Genomic DNA, 20,087 nt, shown 5'->3' on the forward strand with positions numbered 1-20,087 from the left:
GGACAGTGTAGCTGGATGAGATGTTCAGCCTGTGCCGGCCTCTTCGCGGGTAAACCCGCTCCCACAGGTTCAGTGAAATCCCTGTGGGAGCGGGTTTACCCGCGAAGAGGCCGGTGCAGGAAGTGGATCAGCCGCGGTGACGGCCGCGGAAGTAGTTGATCAGGCCCTGGGTCGAGCCATCCTCGGCGTTGTCCTCTTGGGCGCCGACCAGGCGCTGGTAGACACCCTTGCCCAGTTCCTTGCCCAGCTCCACGCCCCACTGGTCGAAGGCGTTGATGCCCCAGACCACGCTCTGCACGAACACCTTGTGCTCATACATCGCTACCAGCGCGCCAAGACGGCGCGGGCTGATGCGCTCGACCACCAGGGTGTTGCTCGGACGGTTGCCCGGGATCACCTTGTGCGGCGCCAGCTTGGCGATATCGGCCTCGTTCAGGCCCTTGGCGCGCAGCTCGGTCTCGGCTTCCTCGCGGGTCTTGCCGAGCATCAGCGCCTGGCTCTGCGACAGGCAGTTGGCGTACAGCCACTGATGGTGGTCCGCCACCGGGTTGAAGCTCACCACCGGGACGATGAAGTCGGCCGGGATCAGCTGGGTGCCCTGGTGCAGCAACTGGTGGTAGGCGTGCTGGCCGTTGCAGCCGACGCCGCCCCAGATCACCGGGCCGGTGTCGGTCTTCACCGGGGTGCCGTCCTGCAGCACGCTCTTGCCGTTGGATTCCATGTCCAGCTGCTGCAGGTGCTTGGTGATGTTGCGCAGGTAGTGGTCGTACGGCAGGATCGCATGGGCCTGGGCGCCCCAGAAGTTGCCGTACCACACACCCAGCAGGGCCAGCAGCACCGGCATGTTCTTCTCGAACGGCGCGGTCTGGAAGTGCTGGTCCATGGTGTAGGCGCCGGACAGCAGTTCCTTGAAGTTGGCGGTGCCGATGGCCAGGGCGATCGGCAGGCCGATGGCCGACCACAGCGAGTAGCGCCCGCCGACCCAGTCCCACATCGGGAAGATGTTCTCTTCGCGGATGCCGAAGGCCACGGCCGCGGCCTTGTTGCTCGATACGGCGATGAAGTGGCGGTACAGCTCGGCTTCCGAACCGCCCTGGGCCAGGTACCAGGTGCGTGCGGCCTGGGCGTTCTTCAGGGTTTCCAGGGTGTTGAACGACTTCGACGAGACGATGAACAGGGTGGTCTCGGCGCGCAGGTTGGCCGACAGCTCGTGGAACTCGCTGCCGTCGATGTTCGCCAGGTAGTGGCAGCGCACGCCGCGCTGGGCGTAGGGCAGCAAGGCCTCGGAGACCAGCTCGGGGCCGAGGAACGAGCCGCCGATGCCGATATTGACCACGTCGGTGATCGGTTTTTCGCTATAGCCGCGCCACAGGCCGTCGTGGATGCGGCCGACCAGCTCGGTGATCTGGTTGAGCACCTTGTGCACTTCCGGCATCACGTTGACGCCGTTCACGCTGAGCTTGTCGCCGACCGGGCGGCGCAGGGCGGTGTGCAGCACCGGGCGGCCTTCGGAGGCGTTGATGATCTCGCCGCTGAACATCGACTTGATGGCCGCTTCCAGGTCGACGTCCTTGGCCAGGTTCACCAGCAGGTCACGGGTCTGCTCGGTGATCAGGTTCTTCGAGTAGTCGAGGAACAGGCCGCAGCTGCTCAAGGAGAACTGCTCGAAGCGCTTGCCGTCGGCGGCGAAGGCTTCGCGCATGCTGAAGCCCTGCATGGCGTCGCGGTGTTGCTGAAGCGCCTGCCAGGCGGGCAGCGCCGTCACATCGTGGGGGGTACGGTAATACGCCATTGCGGGTGGTTTCCTTGGTGCATGGTCAGGCTTGGACAGCGGCATTCGTTGCCGGTTGCAAGCTGGACATTATAGGCATTGGCGCCAAGGCGGGAATGGGGGGAGGCGAACGGTGTGGATTAAAATTGTCACCGGCCTGATACCTGGCGTGCGTGGGGCGGCGGATCGCCGCGCCCACGCAGGGATCTCAGGCGGTCTGCTCTTCCAGGTGCAGGTAGATGTTGTCGATCAGCCGGGTGTTGCCCAGGTACGCCGCCGCGATCACCACCAGGTCACGGTCGTCGATAATCGCCGGGCGCAGGGTCAGGGCATGGCGCACTTCCAGGTAGTCCTTGCGCAGGCCTGCCGCTTCCAGTTGGGCCTGGCCTTCGGCGATCAGCGCCGCGAAGTCGCGTTGGCCACGGCGCAGGGCGTCGGCGATGCCGCTCAGGGTGCGGTACAGCACCGGGGCGGTGGCACGTTGCTCCGGCGTCAGGTAGCCATTGCGCGACGACAGCGCCAGGCCGTCCTCGGCGCGCACGGTCGGCTCGCCGATGATCTGGATCGGCATGTTCAGGTCGCGCACCATGGCGCGGATCACCGCCAGTTGCTGGAAGTCCTTTTCGCCGAACACGGCAAGGTCCGGCTGGACCATGTTGAACAGCTTGCTGACCACCGTTGCCACGCCTTCGAAGTGCCCGGGACGGCTGGCGCCGCACAGGCCTTCGGACAGCTGCGGCACGCTCACCCGGGTCTGCACCGCCATGCCGTCGGGGTACATCTCCTCGACGGTGGGGGCGAACAGCAGGTGGCAGCCGGCCTGGAGCAGTGTTTCCTGGTCGGCGACGAGGGTGCGGGGGTACTTGTCCAGGTCTTCGCCGGCACCGAACTGCAGCGGGTTGACGAAGATGCTGGCGACCACGAAGTCGGCGCGCTGGGCGGCCTTGGTCACCAGGGCGGCGTGGCCGCTGTGCAGGTTGCCCATGGTCGGCACGAAGGCGATGCGCTTGCCTTCGCCACGGGCGCGGGCCACGGCGGCACGCAGTTCACGGACGGTCTTGACGGTATTCATGCGCTGAACCCATGCTCGCTGCCAGGGAAGCTCACGTCCTTGACTGCACGGACATAGGCGGCCAGGGCACTCTGGATGTCCGGCTGGCCGGCCATGAAGTTCTTCACGAACTTCGGCACGCGGCCGCTGAGCGACAGCCCGAGCATGTCATGCAGGACCAGCACCTGGCCATCGGTGGCGCTGCCGGCGCCGATGCCGATCACCGGAATACTCACCGCCTGGGTAATCTCCGCCGCCAGCTCGCTGGGCACGCACTCGAGCAGCAGCATGGCCGCGCCGGCCTGCTCCAGGGCGATGGCGTCGGCGCGCATCTGGCGGGCCTGGGCTTCCTGGCGACCCTGGACCTTGTAGCCGCCCAGCACGTTGACTGTCTGCGGGGTCAGGCCCATGTGCGCGCACACCGGCACGCCGCGCTCGGCCAGCAGGCGGATGGTCTCGCCCAGCCAGGCGGCGCCTTCGATCTTGAGCATGTGGGCGCCGGCGCGCATCAGTTCGGCGGCGTTGGCGAAGGCCTGCTCGGGGGTGGCGTGGGCCATGAACGGCAGGTCGGCGAGGATCAGCGCGCCATCGTTGCCACGTTTGACGCACGCCGTGTGGTAGGCCATGTCGCGGTTGGTGACGGGCAGGGTGCTGTCATGGCCCTGCAGGACCATCCCCAGGGAGTCGCCCACCAGCAGGACTTCCACGCCGGCCTGGCTGGCGGCCTTGGCGAAGGTCGCGTCGTAGCAGGTCAGCATGGTGATTTTCTCACCCTTGGCCTTCAGGCCGTGCAGGGTGGTCAGGGTTACTTCAGGCATGTAGGGGAATCCTCGTTCAGGCGCTGTGAACAACAACTGCGTACAACGCGTGTATTCATCTTCCGGAGCGGCACATCATCGTCTGTGATGTTCGGGCACAGGTCCGTCCGAGCCTAAATGGGTGATTGCGGCATAGTGGCGCCGCGGGACGCCTATAGTCGTGAGCGAGGTGGGGGAAGTCAACCAGCCGTGTTACCGCATTGTTACGGCACCGGTGTTACTGGCGTTACCGCCGTCGGAAACGCCTGAATTACAGGCGTTCCAGGCCGACGAACGGACAATCTTCGAGCAGCTGCGCCAGGGCGCGACCGTCGGCGAGGCGGAATTCGGCGGGCACCAGCTCGGCGAGCGGGTAGAGCACGAAGGGGCGGGCGTGCATGTGGTAGTGCGGCACCTGCAGGCGCGGCACGTCGATGACCTGGTCACCGAACAGCAGCACGTCGAGGTCGAGGGTGCGTGGGCCCCAGCGCTCCTGGCGCACGCGGCCCTGGTCGTTCTCGATGGCTTGCAGCGCGTCGAGCAGCTCCAGCGGCGCCAAGGCCGTGTCGATGGCCGCCACGGCATTGGTGTAGCGCGGCTGGCCGGGCAGCAGCGAGTCGCTGGTGTAGAGCGCCGAGGCCGCCGCCAGGCGGGTGTCGGCGATCAGGTCCAGCGCCTGCAGGGCGCTGCGCAGCTGCTCGGCGGGTTCATCCAGGTTGCTGCCCAGGCCGATGAACGCACGGGTGTTCATGCTCAGTCCCAGGCCTGCTCGTCGTCGCGCTTGCGTTTGCCGCCGCTGCGTTTGCGCTTGCGTGGGCCGGCAGTACCGCCGGCGCCGTCGTCGCGGCTGCCGAGCTCGCGGATCATGTCGCGGCGCTGGCTGTCGTTGGCGTCCTGATAGTCGGTCCACCATTCGCCCAGGCCGTCGGTTTCCTCGCCGGCGCTTTCACGCAGCAGCAGGAAGTCGTAGCCGGCGCGGAAGCGCGGGTTGTCCAGCAGCATGTCGGCACGCTTGCCGCTGCGCCGTGGCAGGCGCTCCTGCATGTCCCAGATCTCGCGGATCGGCAGGGTGAAGCGCTTGGGGATGGCAATGCGCGCGCACTGTTCGGCGATCAGGTCGTGGGCCGCACCGTTCATGGCCGGGATCGGCGGCACGCCTTGGCTCTGCAGGTACAGCGCACGGCCCGGCAGGGCCGGCCAGAGCAGGGCGGCGAAGAGGAACGCCGGGGTCACCGGCTTGCCCTGCTTGACGCGCAGGTCGGTGTTGCTCAAGGCCTGGCTGATCAGGGTGTGGGTGTAGGTCGGGCGCTCTTCCAGGGCCTGGCTGCTGGCCGGGAACAGTGGCTCGAACAGTTGCAGGTCGACCAGCATCTCGAAGGTGATCGCGCCCTGGCCGTTGAGGAACAGCTTGAGGCTCTCCTCGAACAGGCGTGCCGGCGGGATGTCACGCAGCATGGGCGCCAGCTCGCGGATCGGCTGCACGGTGTGTTTCTCGATGCCGAAGTCCAGCTTGGCGGCGAAGCGCACGGCGCGCAGCATGCGTACCGGGTCTTCCTGGTAGCGGTGCGTCGGGTCGCCGATCAGGCGCAGCAGGCGGTTACGGATGTCGTGGACACCGTTGGCGTAGTCGAGGATGCGCTCGCTGACCGGGTCGTAGTACAGGGCGTTGATGGTGAAGTCGCGGCGTTGCGCGTCTTCTTCCAGGGTGCCGTACACGTTGTCGCGCAGGATGCGGCCACTGGCATTGTGCGACGAGCGGTGGCTATCGGACTGGTCTTCATCCGAGTGTGGGGCACGGAAGGTGGCGACCTCGATGATGTCACGGCCGAAATGCACGTGCACCAGCTTGAAACGCCGGCCGATGATGCGGGCGTTGCGGAACTCCGCGCGGACCTGCTCGGGCGTGGCACTGGTGGCGACGTCGAAGTCCTTGGGCGTGATGCCCAGCAGCAGATCGCGCACGCAGCCACCGACCAGGTAGGCCTGGTAACCGGCTGCCTGCAGGCGCTCGACGATGCCCACGGCATGGCGGCTGAACTGGCTGCGCTGCAGCGAGTGCTGGCTCTTGTTGATCACTTCAGGCGTGGTGCGCCTGTGGTGCTGGCCACGAACGGGCGGGCGGAACGACTGGAACAGCTTCTTCAGCATGGGATGCACTGTTTGAAGGAATGATCGGCCAAGGATAGGAGAATGGCCGCATGATGGGCGGGGATTCTAGCATTTACTGGGGGAATGGTGTAGGCGGTGTGGCAAGGGCGATGCGAAAGGGAGAAACGACATGGGGAGCCGAAGCTCCCCATCAAAGTCGTTGCGTGCTCTTATTGTTTTTTTGCCGGGCTTCTTGTTTTTGTTGAATGCCCTGTCCACAAATCTCGAAGCTTGTGGACGACCCCCAAACCGGGGGTGAAGAGCAAACGGATTGCTTTGGTCGCCGAGTTGATGCTGATCTGTCGATCCAATCAGTTCAGGTGCTGCTTTTGAGTGCAGTTTTTGTTGTTCTCTGCCTGATCGTGGGGCAAGCCCCAAACACAACGCCTCTCCAAAAGAATCAGTTAGCTGCGCCTCCGCCGTCTTGTTCTTATTGTGCGTGAGCCGTTTCGTCTTGTTCTTATTCTGAGTTGCAGTGCTTGTTATTGTTCTTGTACCAGACATATAGCAGGTGCCGTGCCAACTTTTGAAAACCCAATGAAATCGGGGGTTTCAGCGGTTCAGGCAGGTTTTGGGGTGGGGCAAATGTAGAAATTTCGTTACCTTACGCCTCGGGGGATGTTACGGCTGACAGGGTGGGTAACAGATTTTTGCGGGAACTGATGTGTTACCGCGCAAACGCACCGCGGGGAAAGCCCGCTCCCACACCACCCTTGCCTGGTGCGTGGGAGCGGGCATTCCCCGCGAGCTGTCGGCGTTGAATCAATTGTCGCTGGTGGCGTTGCTCTTGCGTCGCGGGATACCCAGGCGCTGGCGACGCTCCCACAGGCATTTGCGGCTGACGCCTAGCTTGCGCGCCAGCTCGGTCTCGGTCATGTGGTCCTGGTGCTCGAGGACGAAATGCTGGAAGTAGTCCTCCAGCGACAGGTCCTCGGTCGGCTCGTGGCTGGCGCTGTTGGCGCCGGCCAGGGTCGGCAGGTTGTCTAGCACGTCGTCGTCTTCCAGGTCGCTCAGCTCGATGTCGATGCCCAGCAGGTCGGCGGAAATCTCCGCGCTCTCGCTGAGAATCACCGCGCGCTCCACGGCGTTCTCCAGTTCGCGCACGTTGCCCGGCCAGCTGTAGTGACGGATGGCCTGCTCGGCTTCGTGGGAGAAATGCAGGTCGTCGCGGCCGATGCGCGCGCTCTGGCGGGCAAGGAAGGCATTGGCGATCTCGTTGACGTCGCTGCCGCGCTCGCGCAGGGCCGGCAGCTTCAGGGCGATCACGTGCAGGCGGTAGTACAGGTCTTCGCGGAACTGCCCGGCCTTGGCCAGGTTCTTCAGGTCGCGGTGGGTCGCGGCGATCAGGCGCACATCGACCTTCTGCGACTGCACCGAACCGACCCGGCGGATCTCGCCTTCCTGCAGCACGCGCAGCAGGCGGGCCTGGGCTTCCAGGGGCAGTTCGCCGATCTCGTCGAGGAACAGCGTGCCGCCATCGGCGGCCTCGACCAGGCCCGCGCGTCCGGCGCTGGCACCGGTGAACGCGCCCTTCTCGTGGCCGAACAGCTCCGACTCGATCAGGGTCTCGGGGATCGCCGCGCAGTTCACCGAGATCATCGGTGCCTTGGCCCGGCGCGAGAGGTTGTGCAGGGCGCGGGCGACCAGCTCCTTGCCGGTGCCCGACTCGCCCTGGATCAGTACATTGGAGTCGGTCGGGGCGACCTTGCGAATCTTGACGTACATGTCCTGCATGGGCGGGCAGGAGCCGATGATGCCGATCTCGCCGTTGGCGGCCGCGCTACCTGCCTTGTCGCTGGCGGCCTTGCCGTTGCTGGCGCGAGGCTCGGCGGCTGGCGTGGCGGCTGGTGCGTTCTGCCGGTCGCGCAGGATGCGGGCCACGGCCTGGAGCATCTCGTCGTGGTCGAAGGGCTTGGCGATGTAGTCCACCGCGCCCATCTTCATCGAGTCCACCGCCGAGCGCAGGCTGGCGTAGCTGGTCATGATCAGCACCGGGGTGCCCTGGCCAAGCTTGATCAGCTCGGTGCCCGGGGCGCCCGGCAGGCGCAGGTCGCTGACGATCAGGTCGAAGGTGGCAATGCTGAAGCGTTCCTGGGCTTCCTGCACCGAGCCGGCTTCGCTGACCTGGTACTGGTTCCGTTCGAGCAGGCGACGCAGGGCCGAACGGATGATGGTTTCGTCTTCGACGATCAGAATGTGCGGCATTGATTCAATTCTCTCGACGGTCTCGAATTTCAGGGGACGTCGCTACGACATGCCGGGGCAGGGTCACGCGGATCCGGGTACCACGTTGGCGCTCGATGTCGGCCGGGCTGTCGATGGTGATTTGCCCATAATGCTCTTCCACGATGGAATAGACCAGAGCGAGCCCCAGTCCGGTGCCTTCGCCCGGGTCCTTGGTGGTGAAGAAGGGTTCGAAGAGGCGGTCCATGATGCTTTTCGGAATACCGCTGCCTTCATCCTCGACGATCAGGTCGACGGTGTGTTCGTTCACTTCGCTGCGCACGCGCACGGCGCTGCCGGGAGGGGAGGCGTCGCGGGCGTTGGAAAGCAGGTTGATCAGCACCTGGGCCAGGCGCTGCGGGTCGCCCTCGACCCAGTGCTCCGGGTCGCAGAGGTTGAAGAACTGTACTTCGAAATTGCGCCGGTTCAACGCCAGCAGACCAATGGCGTCCTGCGCGACTTCGGCCAGGCACACCGGCTCCTCGCTGTTCTGCTGGCTACCGCCGGCATGGGCGAAGCTCATCAGCGACTGGACGATGCGCGACACGCGCTTGGTCTGTTCGAGGATCTGGCTGGACAGCTCGATGATCTCGCCGTCGCCCTCGCGCTCCTCGCGCAGGTTTTGCGCAAGGCAGGCGATGCCGGTGATCGGGTTGCCGATCTCGTGGGCCACCCCCGCCGCCAGGCGGCCGATGCTGGCCAGGCGTTCGGAGTGCACCAGCTTGTCTTCCAGCGCCTGGGTCTCGGTGAGGTCCTCGACCAGCAGCACCAGGCCGCTGTTGCCCGGGGCCAGTGGCTCGTCGATGGCCGCCTTGTGCAGGTTGAGCCAGCGCGGTTGGCCATCGAGGGCCAGCCGCTGCTTGTGCAGGTGTTCGTCGGGCACGTTGATGAAGCCTTGCAGCAGACCGCGCCAGGGCTCGCCGATGGTCACCAGGCGCGAACCGACCACGTGCTTGGCGGCGATCCCGGTGAGCTCCTCCATGGCCTTGTTCCACATCAGGATCTCCTGGTCCTTGGCCAGCGAGCACACACCCATGGGCAGTTCCTGCAGGGTCTGGCGGTGGTAGCGGCGCAGGGCGTCGAGTTCGGCTGCAAGGCCGGTCAGGCGCGAGTGGTAGTCCTCGAGGCGGCTCTCGATGAAGTGGATGTCCTCGGTGACGTAGTTCTCGTTGCCGGACTTGTAAGGCAGGAAGGTTTCGACCATGTCCTGGGCCACGCTCGGACCCATCAGGCCGGAGAGGTTGGCCTCGATGCGGTCGCGCAGGCGGCGCAGGGCGTAGGGGCGGCGCTCGTCGAAGGGCAGGTAGAGGTCGCGTAGGGCCTGTTCCACCTCTTTCTGCGCGGCCTTGGCGCCCAGCGGCTTGGCCAGCTGGGTGGCGAACTCCTGGGGCGAGGCAGCGTGCAGCTCGCGGCGCTGCGGGCGACGCACGTTGTCCACCGCGCAGGCCTCGGCGGCGCTGACTTCTTCGCTGCTGGCGTTGGTGAACAGCGAGATCAGGGTGAACAGCAGGACGTTGGCCGCCAGCGAGGCGATGGCCGCCATGTGCCAGCTGGTGTCGTCCAGCACGTAGATCATGTCCAGCAGCGGGATATAGAAGCCCTGCAGGTTACCCAGCAGCGGCAGCAGCATGGTCACCATCCACACCAGCATGCCGGCCAGCAGCCCGGCGATGAAGCCGCGGCGGTTGGCGGTCGGCCAGTACAGCACCGAAAGCACGCCGGGCAGGAACTGCAGGGTGGCGACGAAGGCGACGATGCCCAGGTTGGCCAGGCTCTGGTGGGTGTTCTGGGTCAGGTAGAAGATGAAGCCGGCGGTGATGATGGCGACGATCAGCGCCCGGCGGGTCCATTTCAGCCAACGGTAGATGTTGCCTTCGGCTGGCGGCTGGTACAGCGGCAGCACCAGGTGGTTCAAGGCCATGCCCGATAGCGCCAGGGTGGTGACGATGATCAGCCCGCTGGCGGCCGACAGCCCGCCGACATAGGCCAGCAGCGCCAGCGCTTCGTTGTTGGCGGCGATGCCCAGGCCCAGGGTGAAGTACTCGGGGTTGGTGCTGGCGCCCAGGCGCAGGCCGGCCCACAGCACCAGCGGCACGGCCAGGCTCATCAGCAGCAGGAACAGCGGCAGGCCCCAGCTGGCGCTGACCAGCGAGCGCGGGCTCAAGTTCTCGGTGAAGGCCATGTGGTACATGTGCGGCATGACGATCGCCGAGGCGAAGAACACCAGCAGCAGGGTACGCCATGGCCCTTCCTGCAGCGGCGTGTGCAGGGCGGCGAGGGCGGTCTGGTTCTGCAGCAGCCAGACTTCCAGGCCGTGTGGCCCGCCGAACACGCCGTACAGCGCATAGAGGCCGACGCCGCCCAGGGCCAGCAGCTTGATCACCGATTCGAAGGCGATGGCGAACACCAGGCCTTCGTGCTTCTCGCGGGTGGCGATATGACGCGAGCCGAAGAAGATGGTGAACAGCACGATCAGCACGCAGAAGGCGAACGCCACCCGCGCCTTGACCGGCTCGCCGGTGAGGATGCTGATCGAGTCGGCCACCGCCTGGATCTGCAGGGCCAGCAGCGGCAGCACGCCGATCAGCATGAAGATGGTGGTCAGCGCGCCGGCCCAGGTGCTGCGAAAACGAAACGCCAGCAGGTCGGCCAGCGACGACAACTGGTAGGTGCGGGTGATCTTGAGGATCGGGTAGAGCAGCACTGGCGCCAGCAGGAAGGCACCCGACACCCCCAGGTAACAGGCGAGGAATCCGTAGCCGTACTGGTAGGCCAGGCCGACCGAGCCATAGAAGGCCCAGGCACTGGCGTAGACGCCCAGCGACAGGGTGTAGGTCAGGGGGTGGCGGATGACAGCACGCGGGATCAGCCCGCGTTCGCTGATCCAGGCCACGCCGAACAGCACCAGCAGGTAGGCGGCGCTGATCAGGATCATCTGGGTCAGGCTAAAGCTCATCGGCATCTCGTTGGCTCTGCAGGATGAAGGTGACGACGATCAGGATCAGCCAGAGCAGGTAGGGGCGGTACCAGGCACCGGTCGGTTCGATCCACCAGTCCATGATGGCCGGGGAGAACAGGTAGATCCCCACGACCAGAAGCAGGACCAAACGATAGATGTACATGCTGGCCTCGATGGGTTGGGCGCTGCGGGCTTGGACTTATTATTGGCGCAAATGGCTGGGGCGATGCTAGCGGGAATCGGTGCGGTTCGCCAAGGGGTTGAATTTGTTGGGCTTTTGAGTTTGGTATTACGTGTTCTGGCCCTATCGCGGGGCAAGTCCGCTCCCACGATGCCAATGTGGTCTGCGTGGGAGCGGGCTTGCCCCGCGATAGGGCTGGTACTGCTTTAGCGCAATTCAGCCTCGGGCACCGTCATCTGTCGCGCAATTTGCTCCGGCCGCCACTGCTGCCGGGCCACCGCCAGCACCTCGGCCGGGCTGGCCCCCGCCAGTGCCGGATCGGCCTGCTGCCCCAATGCCCGCAGGGCTCGCAGCAGCAATGGCGTCGCCTGGTCCGCCTCCAGCGGTGGTGAGCGGTATGACTTGCCCAGCTTGTGCCCGTCCGGCTGCACGATCAATGGAATGTGCAGGTAACGTGGCTGCGAGAACCCCAGCAACTCCTGCAGGTACAGCTGGCGCGGCGTGTTGTCCAGCAGGTCGGCGCCACGCACGATATCGGTAACTCCCTGCCAGGCGTCATCCAGCACAACCGCCAGTTGATAGGCATACAGCCCGTCGCGACGCTGGATGACGAAGTCGCCCACCTCGCGGCCCAGGTGTTGCTCGAACGTGCCCTGGACCCGGTCGCTGAATCGGTAGATCAGCTCCGGCACCCGCAGACGGATCGCCGCGCCTTCGCGGGCGTGCCCGGCGTTGCGGCAAAAGCCCGGGTAGATGCCGTTGTGTCCTTCCAGCTGCTTGCGCGAGCAGGTGCAGGCATAGGCCAGGCCCATGTTGAACAGGCGGTCGACCACCGCGGCATAGGCATCGTGACGCTGGCTCTGGAACACCACCTCGCCGTCCCACTCCAACCCGTAACGTTCCAGTGTCTGCAAGATCGCGTCACGGGCGCCGGGCATCTCCCGGGGCGGGTCGGTGTCTTCCATGCGCAGCAGCCAGCGACCGTTCACGGCGCGGGCGTCGAGCCAGGAGGCGAGGGCGGCGACCAGCGAGCCGAAGTGCAGGAAGCCGCTGGGGGTGGGGGCGAAGCGGCCGATGTAGCGGGAGTCGTTCATGGATTGCACAGCTATATAAATGAAGACGGGGCGTACCCGTCGTGGAAAGCGGGCAAGCCCGCCTCCACAACCGATACGCCCCGTCTGCGAGGGTCAGGGATCAGCCTTTACCGACAGTCTTTTCCTTCTTCTCTGCAATTTCCTTGCAGTCGAAGCACAGGTCGGCGGTCGGACGGGCCTCGAGGCGACGCAGGCCGATCTCGATGCCGCAGGAGTCGCACCAGCCGTACTCGTCGGCCTTGATCTTGTCGAGGGTCTTGTCGATCTTCTTGATCAGCTTGCGCTCGCGATCGCGGTTGCGCAGCTCCAGGGCGAATTCTTCTTCCTGGCTGGCACGGTCCGCCGGGTCGGGGAAGTTGGCTGCTTCGTCCTTCATGTGGTCCACGGTGCGATCCACACTGACCATCAGCTCGCCTTTCCAGGCGTTGAGGAGCTTGGTGAAGTGCTTCTTCATGGGCTCGCCCATGTACTCCTCACCCTTGGTCTCTACGTAGGGTTCGACACCGTACATGGTCTGGACTTTTTGCTTTTCTACGGTGGACATGAATAGACCGCCTCTCACTCATCTGATCCAATGCGCAGGCTGCTTCCATCTCCGGCGCCCGCCGGCCCTGCGACTGCGAGCCGCCGAACTTACCAGATAGATCCAGGGTGCGCTACCCCGCCCTATGCCTGCTTTTGACAGCGGCTTGACCGGCGCGTTCGTTGGCATGCACAGGTAGAATCACCAGTTTAGACCCAATTGAGAGAAGGCCCATGGCTCAGCCACACAGTGCGCGCAGTCGCGCCATCGAACCCTTCCACGTCATGGCCCTGCTGGCCCGTGCCAACGAGCTGCAGGCCGCGGGCCACGACGTGATCCACCTCGAGATCGGCGAGCCGGACTTCACCACCGCCGCGCCGATCGTCGCCGCCGGTCAGGCCGCCCTGGCCGCCGGGCACACCCGCTACACGGCGGCCCGTGGCCTGCCGCAGCTGCGCGAGGCGATCGCCGGGTTCTATGGCCAGCGCTACGGTGTGGACCTCGATCCGGAGCGCGTGCTCATCACCCCGGGCGGCTCCGGCGCGCTGTTGCTGGCCAGCAGCCTGCTGGTCGATCCGGGCAAGCACTGGCTGCTGGCCGACCCGGGTTATCCATGCAACCGGCATTTCCTGCGCCTGGTCGAAGGTGGCGCGCAGCTGGTGCCGGTGGGGCCGGACGTCAATTACCAGCTGACCGCTGATCTGGTCGAGCGTCATTGGGACAAGGACACTGTCGGCGCCCTGGTCGCCTCGCCGGCCAACCCGACGGGCACGGTACTCGACCGCGACGAGCTGGCCAGCCTTTCCAGGGCCACCCGCGAGCGCCATGGGCATCTGGTGGTGGACGAGATCTACCACGGCCTCACCTACGGCATGGATGCGCCGAGCGTGCTGGAAGTGGACGATGAGGCATTCGTCCTGAACAGTTTTTCCAAATATTTCGGCATGACCGGCTGGCGCCTGGGCTGGCTGGTGGCCCCGCCGTCGGCGGTGGGCGACCTGGAAAAGCTGGCGCAGAACCTCTACATCAGTGCCCCGAGCATGGCCCAGCATGCCGCGCTGGCATGCTTCGAGCCGCAAACCCTGGCCATCCTCGAGGAGCGTCGCGCCGAGTTCGCCCGTCGCCGCGACTACCTGCTGCCGGCATTGCGCGGGCTGGGCTTCGGCATCGCCGTGGAACCGCAGGGGGCCTTCTATCTGTATGCCGATATCAGCGCGTTCGGCGGCGATGCCTTCGCGTTCTGTCGGCATTTCCTGGAAACCGAGCACCTGGCGTTCACCCCGGGCCTGGACTTCGGCCGACATCAGGCCGGTCATCATGTGCGTTTCGCCTACACCCAGAGCCTGCCGCGCCTGGAAGAGGCGGTACAGCGCATCGCCCGTGGCCTGCAGAGCTGGCAGGGCTGACCGATGCAGTTTCCGCCCCTGGAACAGGCGCGCCTGCTGCGCCGCTACAAACGCTTCCTGGCCGACATCGAGCTGGCCAGTGGCGAGCAGATCACCATCCACTGCCCCAACACCGGTTCCATGCTCAATTGCATGCGCGAGGGTGGGCAGGTGTGGTTCAGCCGCTCCAACGACCCCAAGCGCAAGTTGCCCGGTACCTGGGAGATCAGCGAAACGCCCCAGGGCCGGCTGGCCTGCGTCAACACCGGGCGCGCCAACGCCGTGGTGGAAGAGGCGCTGCGCGCCGGCGTGGTCAGCGAGCTGGCCGGCTTCACCACGCTCAAGCGTGAGGTAGCCTATGGCGAGGAGCGCAGCCGGATCGACTTCTACCTGGAATATGCCGACGGCACCAAGGCCTATGTCGAGGTCAAGAGCGTGACCCTGGGTTACCCCGACACGCCGGTGGCGGCCTTCCCCGACGCCGTAACCCAGCGTGGTGCAAAGCACCTGCGCGAGTTGGCCACCCTGGCGCGCCAGGGTATCCGAGCGGTGCAGCTGTATTGCGTGAACCTGACCGGTATCGAGGCCGTGCGTCCTGCCGAGGAGATCGACGCCGCCTATGCCCAGGCCCTGCGCGCCGCCGTGGCGCAAGGGGTCGAGGTACTGGCCTACGGCACCCGCCTGGATGCGCAGCAACTGGTCATCGACCGCCGGCTGCCGGTGCTGCTCAATCCGTGAGCCAGATGCCCTGGCTGTCTTCCCGGCAGTCCAGGGCCTCCAGCCAATCGCCCGCGCAGGGGCCGGTGATGCATTCGCCGCTTTCTATCAGGAACTGGGCCCCGTGATGGGCGCACTGGATCAGGCTCGCGCTGTCGTCGAGAAAACTGTCCGCCGCCCAGTTCAGCGGGATGCCCCGGTGCGGGCAGCGGTTGCGGTAGAGGTGGACCTTGCCCTGGCGGCGCACGCCGAACAGCGGCACGCCGGCTACGCTGAAGGCGCGGCTGTGGCCCTCGGCGAGGTCGTTGGAGGCACAGAGAAAATGCATTGCAGCGGGGTTTCCGGTTAAGCCGTGTGACAAAGGGATGGCTTGACGCTTCAATGCGAATAATTATCAAATTGCCCGCATTCGCCGCGCCAGGCTGTCTATGGTGCGCACTTGTGCCGCCCGCCACAAGGTGTGCTGCCCGCCCTCTGCAAAGGAATCCGATGATGCGCCGTCCCGCTGCCTTGATTGCCCTGTGCGCCGGTCTTGCCCTGTCCGCCCAAACCATGGCCGCCGAGCTGCCGCAGCGCTGGGTCAGCGCCGGTGGCGCCCTGAGCGAGTGGATCAGCGCCCTGGGCGGCGAGCAGCGGCTGGTCGGTGTCGATACCACCAGCCAGCATCCCGAGTCGCTCAAGGCGCTGCCCAGCATCGGCTACCAGCGCCAGTTGTCGGCCGAAGGCATCCTCAGCCTGCGCCCTGATGTGCTGGTGGGGACCGAGGAGATGGGGCCGCCGCCGGTGCTGGCGCAGATCCGCAAGGCCGGGGTGCGGGTCGAGCTATTCTCCAGCAAGGCCGAGGTTGGCGCGGTGGACGAGAACCTCAAGCATTTGGGGGCGTTGCTGGGTAACGAGCAGAAGGCCGAGGCGCTGGCCGCCGACTATCGCCGGCAACTGGAGACGTTGCACAAGCAGGTCGAACAGGCCCAGGCCGGGCACAAGGCACCCGGCGTCCTGCTGTTGGTTGGCCATGCCGGCGCCAAGCCGATGATCGCCGGGCAGGGGACCGCCGGGGATTGGGTGCTGCGCCAGGCAGGAGGACGCAATCTCGCCGATCACCAGGGCTACAAGAACTTCTCGGTGGAGGCCCTCGCCGCGCTCAATCCGGACGTGGTGGTGTTCTCCGACCGGGCCCTCAGCGGCGAGCAGGCCCTGCAGGCGCTGATCAAGGAAAACCCGGCCCTGGCGACTTCGCGCGCGGTGCGCGACAAGCGCCTGCTGTCCCTTGACCCGACGCTGCTGGTCGGTGGCCTGGGCCCGCGCCTGCCCGCCACCCTGCATGAGCTGGCCGCCAGCTTCTATCCTGCCGCCAAGGCCAGCTTCAACCCATGAGGCAGCGGGTTCGACCACGTACGTTGTTCATTACCCTGGCGTTGCTGTGCCTGCTCGCGGTCTGGCTGTCGCTGGCGCTGGGCCCGGTCAGCCTGCCGTTGCTCGACACCCTGCGCGCCGGCCTGCGCCTGATTGGCTTGCCGGTACCCGGCGAGGGCCTGGAGCAGGCCGAGATGATCCTTGGCCAGATCCGCCTGCCGCGCACCCTGCTGGGGCTGGCGGTCGGAGCCGTGCTGGCGCTGTCCGGCGTGGCGATGCAGGGGCTGTTTCGCAACCCGCTGGCCGACCCGGGGCTGGTCGGCGTCGCCAGCGGCGCCGCCCTGGGCGCGGCGGTGGCGATCGTCGGCGGCAGTTGGCTGGGGGGCATTCCCGACTGGTTCGCGCCTTACCTGCTGTCGCTCTGCGCCTTCGTCGGTGGCCTGGGCGTGACCGCTATGGTCTACCGTCTGGGGCGGCGTGATGGCCAGACCAACGTTGCCACCATGCTCCTGGCCGGTATCGCCATGACCGCGCTCGGCGGCTCGGCGGTGGGTCTGTTCACCTACCTGGCTGACGACGCCACCCTGCGCACCCTGACGTTCTGGAACCTGGGCAGCCTCAACGGTGCCAGCTACGAGCGGCTATGGCCCTTGCTGCTGGTGGTGGCGGCCGTGGCCCTGTGGCTGCCGCGCCGGGCGCAGGCACTCAACGCGTTGTTGCTGGGCGAGTCGGAAGCTCGTCACCTGGGTATCGAGGTCGAGGGGCTCAAGCGCGAACTGGTGTTCTGCACGGCGCTGGGTGTGGGGGCGGCGGTTGCCGCCGCCGGCCTGATCGGTTTCATCGGCCTGGTGGTGCCGCACCTGGTGCGGCTGGTGGCGGGGCCGGATCACCGGGTGCTGTTGCCGGCGTCGCTGCTGGCGGGCGGCACCCTGCTGCTGTTCGCTGACCTGATCGCGCGCCTGGCCCTGGCCCCGGCGGAATTGCCGATCGGCATCGTCACTGCGTTCATCGGAGCGCCATTCTTCCTGTTCCTGCTGGTGAAGGTGCGCAGCTGATGCTCGACGTCCAAGGGCTCTCTCTCAAGCGCGGTGGCAGCCAGGTGCTGCACGATATCAACCTGACGCTGCGGCCGGGGCAGGTCCTCGGAGTGCTTGGGCCCAACGGCGCCGGCAAGAGCAGCCTGCTCGGTGCCCTGTGTGGCGAACTGGCGCCAAGCACCGGGCAGGTCCGCCTCGATGGTCGTGGTCTGGAGGGCTGGTCGGGACAGGAGCGGGCCCGCCGGTTGGCGGTGTTGCCGCAGGTGTCCAGCCTGGGCTTTGCCTTCAGTGTCGAGGAGGTGGTCGGCCTCGGCCGCCTACCTCATGCCAGCGGCCGTCAGCGTGACCGGGAGATCGTCGAGGCGGCGCTGGCGGCGGCGGATGCAGGGCATCTGGTCGAGCGCAGCTACCTGGCGCTGTCCGGCGGCGAACGCCAGCGCGTGCACCTGGCGCGGGTGCTGGCCCAGTTGTGGCCGGGCGAGCCTGGCACCACCCTGCTGCTCGACGAGCCCACCTCCGCGCTCGACCCGCTGCACCAGCACACCACGCTGCAAGCTGTGCGCAGCTTCGCTGACCGTGGCGCGGCGGTGCTGGTCATCCTGCATGACCTGAACCTGGCGGCGCGCTACTGTGACCATATCCTGCTGCTGGAGCAGGGGCGCTGCCATGCCCTGGATACGCCGCAACAGGTACTGACGCCAGCGGCGCTGCGGGCAGTGTTCGGTATCGATGTCCTGGTCCAACCGCACCCGGAGCGCGGCCATCCGCTGATCATCACTCGCTAAGAGGCTTTCACCATGCGCCATCCCCTGCTGTCCGGCTTGTCTATCTGTCTGGCGCTGGCGCTGGGCGGTTGCCAGGCGGGCCTGCCACCCGTGCCGGCCTGGCAGGGTACCGAGGGCCGTGACAACCTCCAGTTGGGCCGGATCATCGAACTGTCCAGCGGCCAGGCCTTGAGCCCTGGGCAGTTGGTCCAGCGCCTGGCCGATGCGCCACGGGTGCTGGTGGGTGAAAAGCACGACAACCCCGACCACCATCGCCTGCAGCTCTGGTTGCTGCGCGCCCTGGAGAGCCGCCGGCCGCAGGGCAGCCTGCTGCTGGAAATGCTCGAGCCACGGCAGCAGGCCCTGGTCGATGCGCAGAAGGGCAAGGCGTCGCCGGCAGCCGACCTGCCCAAAGCCCTCGACTGGCAACCCGGCTGGGACTGGGCGCTGTACGGGGCGATCGTCCGCGAGGCCCTGGGCCAGCCATACCCGCTGCTGGCCGCGAACCTGTCGCCGGAGGAAGTCCGCCAGGCCTATCGTCAGCCAGTGACACCACCGGGTGAGCGCTCCAATGCGCCGGCCGTGGTGCAGGCGCTGCTGGCGCAGGTGCGCGCCGGCCACTGCAACCTGCTGCCGGAAAGCCAGCTGCCGGCGATGCTGGCGGTGCAGCAGCAGCGCGACCGACGTATCGCCGAACGGCTGTTGGCCGCGCCGCAACCGGCACTGCTGCTCACCGGCAGCTACCATGCGCGCAAGGACCTGGGCGTGCCCCTGCATCTGGCCGACCTCGACGCCAAAGCCGAGGGCAAGGTGCTGTTGCTGACGGAAGTGGGAGAGGCGGTCGAGCCGGGCATGGCCGACTTCGTCTGGTACACCCCGGCGACGCCGGAGCAGGACTACTGCGCCCAGTTGCGCAAGGCACACTGAATCGCGGGCAAAAAAAGACCCGGCAAAGTGCCGGGTCAATAACCGTGATTAGCCTGATGAGGAGATAATCTGAGCGTCCGAACCAGGGAGCATTCAGGTTACCCAACCGGTCTCGCGACCAGTTGTGATAATCATAACGATTCTCATTTCGACGTCAATGCCTTTTGCGAATTATTTTTCGTTTTTCTGTGCCGGGCACTTCGCGTCGAGCTGTTGGTTCAGCGCCTGCTTGCGTTCGGCCGGCAGGTCGTTCCAGTGCATGTCCAGCAGGGCCCCCTCGATGGCATACAACAACACCTTCGAAGCCCGGAATCCTCGCGTTCTCACGGCTTGATAGGCACCCACCGCGCCGAGCCGGCGCAGGTCCGAAGCACTGTGGATACCGACGGCGTGCAGCCATTGCGCGGAGGTCTTGCCAAGGTTTTTCAGATGCTGCAATTCATCGTTCATCGAGCCTCCTTGCGATGGCTGAACGGGTCGTGGGGATAAATCGCGAGCAGGTCAATGAGGAGTGTAGCGGGGGTTGTGAATAACGCGGCCTTTTGCCATCGGGGCCGACGGGATGCAGTACTTTCGCCGGATGGGACCCTAATGGGAGCGGGTTGCGTGGGAGCGGGCTTGCCCCGCGATGGCGATCGCTGGGGCTGACGCTATCGCGGGGCAAGCCCGCTCCCACGTGTGTCCGTTCCCACAAAGTTCCCATCCACAGCCTGGTGCAGGCCAGACACTTACCCTTGGCGAGCGCTGCGATAACGCATCCGCGTCCCGAACTTCACCGACATCAGGATCTCGTCGGCGCTCAGCTCGGCCGGGAAGTAGGTCCCGGAGATCTGCGCATGGGCGAGGCTGGCGCCCTCCAGGCCGTTTTCGCGCAGGTCGAGCCCGCGCAGGTCGGCGGCGCGAAAGTAGGCGTCGGTGAAGTCGATGCCGCGTACGTCCAGGTCGCGCAGGTCCAGGCCGCGGAAATCACCGCCGCGAAAGTCGATAGTCGAATCGCTGGGCTTTTCGCGGTTGAACGCCGCGATCTTCTCGTCGCGGATCATCGAGTACAGGACGTTGTCCAGCTGACGGGGCTGATTCATGGCGGCGCCTCCTCCGTGGGGTGTGATGATATTGTAATGACATCACTGGAGGGGCGCCGGACTTCAGGCGTGAAC

19 protein-coding genes are annotated in these 20,087 nt (G+C 66.0%); 6 read left to right on the plus strand and 13 right to left on the minus strand.

Annotated elements, in window-relative coordinates:
- Positions 1 to 127: 127 nt before the first annotated feature.
- The 10 genes from pgi to dksA form a co-directional block, all read right to left on the minus strand.
- Complete coding sequence (gene pgi, locus HU751_RS11795; protein ID WP_186732754.1) at positions 128 to 1,792, minus strand: glucose-6-phosphate isomerase; 1,665 nt, start codon at positions 1,790 to 1,792, stop codon at positions 128 to 130.
- A gap of 187 nt (positions 1,793 to 1,979) precedes the next feature.
- The gene (gene panC, locus HU751_RS11800) at positions 1,980 to 2,843 is read right to left on the minus strand and encodes a pantoate--beta-alanine ligase (RefSeq protein WP_186732755.1); all 864 of its coding nucleotides are present in this window, start codon (positions 2,841 to 2,843) and stop codon (positions 1,980 to 1,982) included.
- Positions 2,840 to 3,640, minus strand: coding sequence for a 3-methyl-2-oxobutanoate hydroxymethyltransferase (gene panB, locus HU751_RS11805; RefSeq protein WP_050706972.1), 801 nt, complete (start codon positions 3,638 to 3,640; stop codon positions 2,840 to 2,842). Before panB ends, panC begins: the two co-directional genes overlap by 4 nt.
- A 250-nt stretch (positions 3,641 to 3,890) precedes the next feature.
- Complete coding sequence (folK, locus tag HU751_RS11810) at positions 3,891 to 4,370, minus strand: 2-amino-4-hydroxy-6-hydroxymethyldihydropteridine diphosphokinase (protein WP_028691236.1); 480 nt, start codon at positions 4,368 to 4,370, stop codon at positions 3,891 to 3,893.
- Positions 4,371 to 4,372: 2 nt separating this feature from the next.
- On the minus strand, positions 4,373 to 5,767 hold the full coding sequence (locus HU751_RS11815; protein WP_050706970.1) for a polynucleotide adenylyltransferase PcnB: 1,395 nt from the start codon (positions 5,765 to 5,767) through the stop codon (positions 4,373 to 4,375).
- A 762-nt stretch (positions 5,768 to 6,529) separates the two neighbouring features.
- The gene (locus tag HU751_RS11820) at positions 6,530 to 7,972 is read right to left on the minus strand and encodes a sigma-54-dependent transcriptional regulator (protein ID WP_186732756.1); all 1,443 of its coding nucleotides are present in this window, start codon (positions 7,970 to 7,972) and stop codon (positions 6,530 to 6,532) included.
- A gap of 4 nt (positions 7,973 to 7,976) precedes the next feature.
- Positions 7,977 to 10,952: a sensor histidine kinase gene (locus HU751_RS11825; protein ID WP_052896099.1), complete on the minus strand. Its 2,976-nt coding sequence runs from the start codon at positions 10,950 to 10,952 to the stop codon at positions 7,977 to 7,979.
- Positions 10,936 to 11,112 carry a hypothetical protein gene (locus HU751_RS11830; protein ID WP_003250005.1) on the minus strand — a complete coding sequence of 59 codons (177 nt, stop codon included), beginning with the start codon at positions 11,110 to 11,112 and terminating at the stop codon, positions 10,936 to 10,938. The genes HU751_RS11825 and HU751_RS11830 overlap by 17 nt, the downstream gene beginning before the upstream one ends.
- Positions 11,113 to 11,336: 224 nt before the next feature.
- The gene (gene gluQRS / locus HU751_RS11835) at positions 11,337 to 12,224 is read right to left on the minus strand and encodes a tRNA glutamyl-Q(34) synthetase GluQRS (RefSeq protein WP_186732757.1); all 888 of its coding nucleotides are present in this window, start codon (positions 12,222 to 12,224) and stop codon (positions 11,337 to 11,339) included.
- A 100-nt stretch (positions 12,225 to 12,324) separates the two neighbouring features.
- Positions 12,325 to 12,768: an RNA polymerase-binding protein DksA gene (gene dksA / locus HU751_RS11840; RefSeq protein WP_050706966.1), complete on the minus strand. Its 444-nt coding sequence runs from the start codon at positions 12,766 to 12,768 to the stop codon at positions 12,325 to 12,327.
- A gap of 212 nt (positions 12,769 to 12,980) precedes the next feature.
- On the opposite strand from dksA, the gene HU751_RS11845 reads away from it, so the two are divergent.
- A complete protein-coding gene (locus HU751_RS11845; protein WP_186732758.1) occupies positions 12,981 to 14,153 on the plus strand; it encodes a pyridoxal phosphate-dependent aminotransferase in 1,173 nt (390 codons plus the stop codon).
- A gap of 3 nt (positions 14,154 to 14,156) precedes the next feature.
- Complete coding sequence (sfsA, locus tag HU751_RS11850) at positions 14,157 to 14,870, plus strand: DNA/RNA nuclease SfsA (protein ID WP_186732759.1); 714 nt, start codon at positions 14,157 to 14,159, stop codon at positions 14,868 to 14,870.
- Here the strand turns inward: sfsA and HU751_RS11855 are convergent.
- Positions 14,860 to 15,177, minus strand: coding sequence for a Rieske (2Fe-2S) protein (locus HU751_RS11855; RefSeq protein ID WP_186732760.1), 318 nt, complete (start codon positions 15,175 to 15,177; stop codon positions 14,860 to 14,862). The genes sfsA and HU751_RS11855 overlap by 11 nt on opposite strands.
- 161 nt (positions 15,178 to 15,338) lie before the next feature.
- Here HU751_RS11855 and HU751_RS11860 point away from each other — a divergent pair, with 161 nt between their 5' ends.
- Genes HU751_RS11860 through HU751_RS11875 form a run of 4 tightly spaced genes read left to right on the plus strand, consistent with a single transcriptional unit; the run spans position 15,339 to position 18,930 of the window.
- A complete protein-coding gene (locus HU751_RS11860) occupies positions 15,339 to 16,223 on the plus strand; it encodes a heme/hemin ABC transporter substrate-binding protein (RefSeq protein WP_186732761.1) in 885 nt (294 codons plus the stop codon).
- 50 nt (positions 16,224 to 16,273) lie between these two features.
- A complete protein-coding gene (locus tag HU751_RS11865; protein ID WP_186732769.1) occupies positions 16,274 to 17,257 on the plus strand; it encodes a FecCD family ABC transporter permease in 984 nt (327 codons plus the stop codon).
- Positions 17,257 to 18,024, plus strand: coding sequence for a heme ABC transporter ATP-binding protein (locus tag HU751_RS11870; RefSeq protein ID WP_186732762.1), 768 nt, complete (start codon positions 17,257 to 17,259; stop codon positions 18,022 to 18,024). Before HU751_RS11865 ends, HU751_RS11870 begins: the two co-directional genes overlap by 1 nt.
- Before the next feature lie 12 nt (positions 18,025 to 18,036).
- Positions 18,037 to 18,930, plus strand: a complete 894-nt coding sequence (locus HU751_RS11875) for a ChaN family lipoprotein (RefSeq protein WP_186732763.1) — start codon at positions 18,037 to 18,039, stop codon at positions 18,928 to 18,930.
- A 171-nt stretch (positions 18,931 to 19,101) separates the two neighbouring features.
- On the opposite strand, the gene HU751_RS11880 is transcribed toward HU751_RS11875, so the two are convergent.
- Both HU751_RS11880 and HU751_RS11885 read right to left on the minus strand, forming a co-directional pair.
- Complete coding sequence (locus HU751_RS11880; protein ID WP_028691223.1) at positions 19,102 to 19,380, minus strand: TfoX/Sxy family protein; 279 nt, start codon at positions 19,378 to 19,380, stop codon at positions 19,102 to 19,104.
- Between the two features lie 278 nt (positions 19,381 to 19,658).
- On the minus strand, positions 19,659 to 20,012 hold the full coding sequence (locus HU751_RS11885; protein WP_050706958.1) for a pentapeptide repeat-containing protein: 354 nt from the start codon (positions 20,010 to 20,012) through the stop codon (positions 19,659 to 19,661).
- Positions 20,013 to 20,087: the final 75 nt, after the last annotated feature.

Origin of the sequence: Pseudomonas peradeniyensis (genome assembly GCF_014268935.2) — a bacterium.
In the GTDB taxonomy this organism is placed as follows: domain Bacteria; phylum Pseudomonadota; class Gammaproteobacteria; order Pseudomonadales; family Pseudomonadaceae; genus Aquipseudomonas; species Aquipseudomonas peradeniyensis.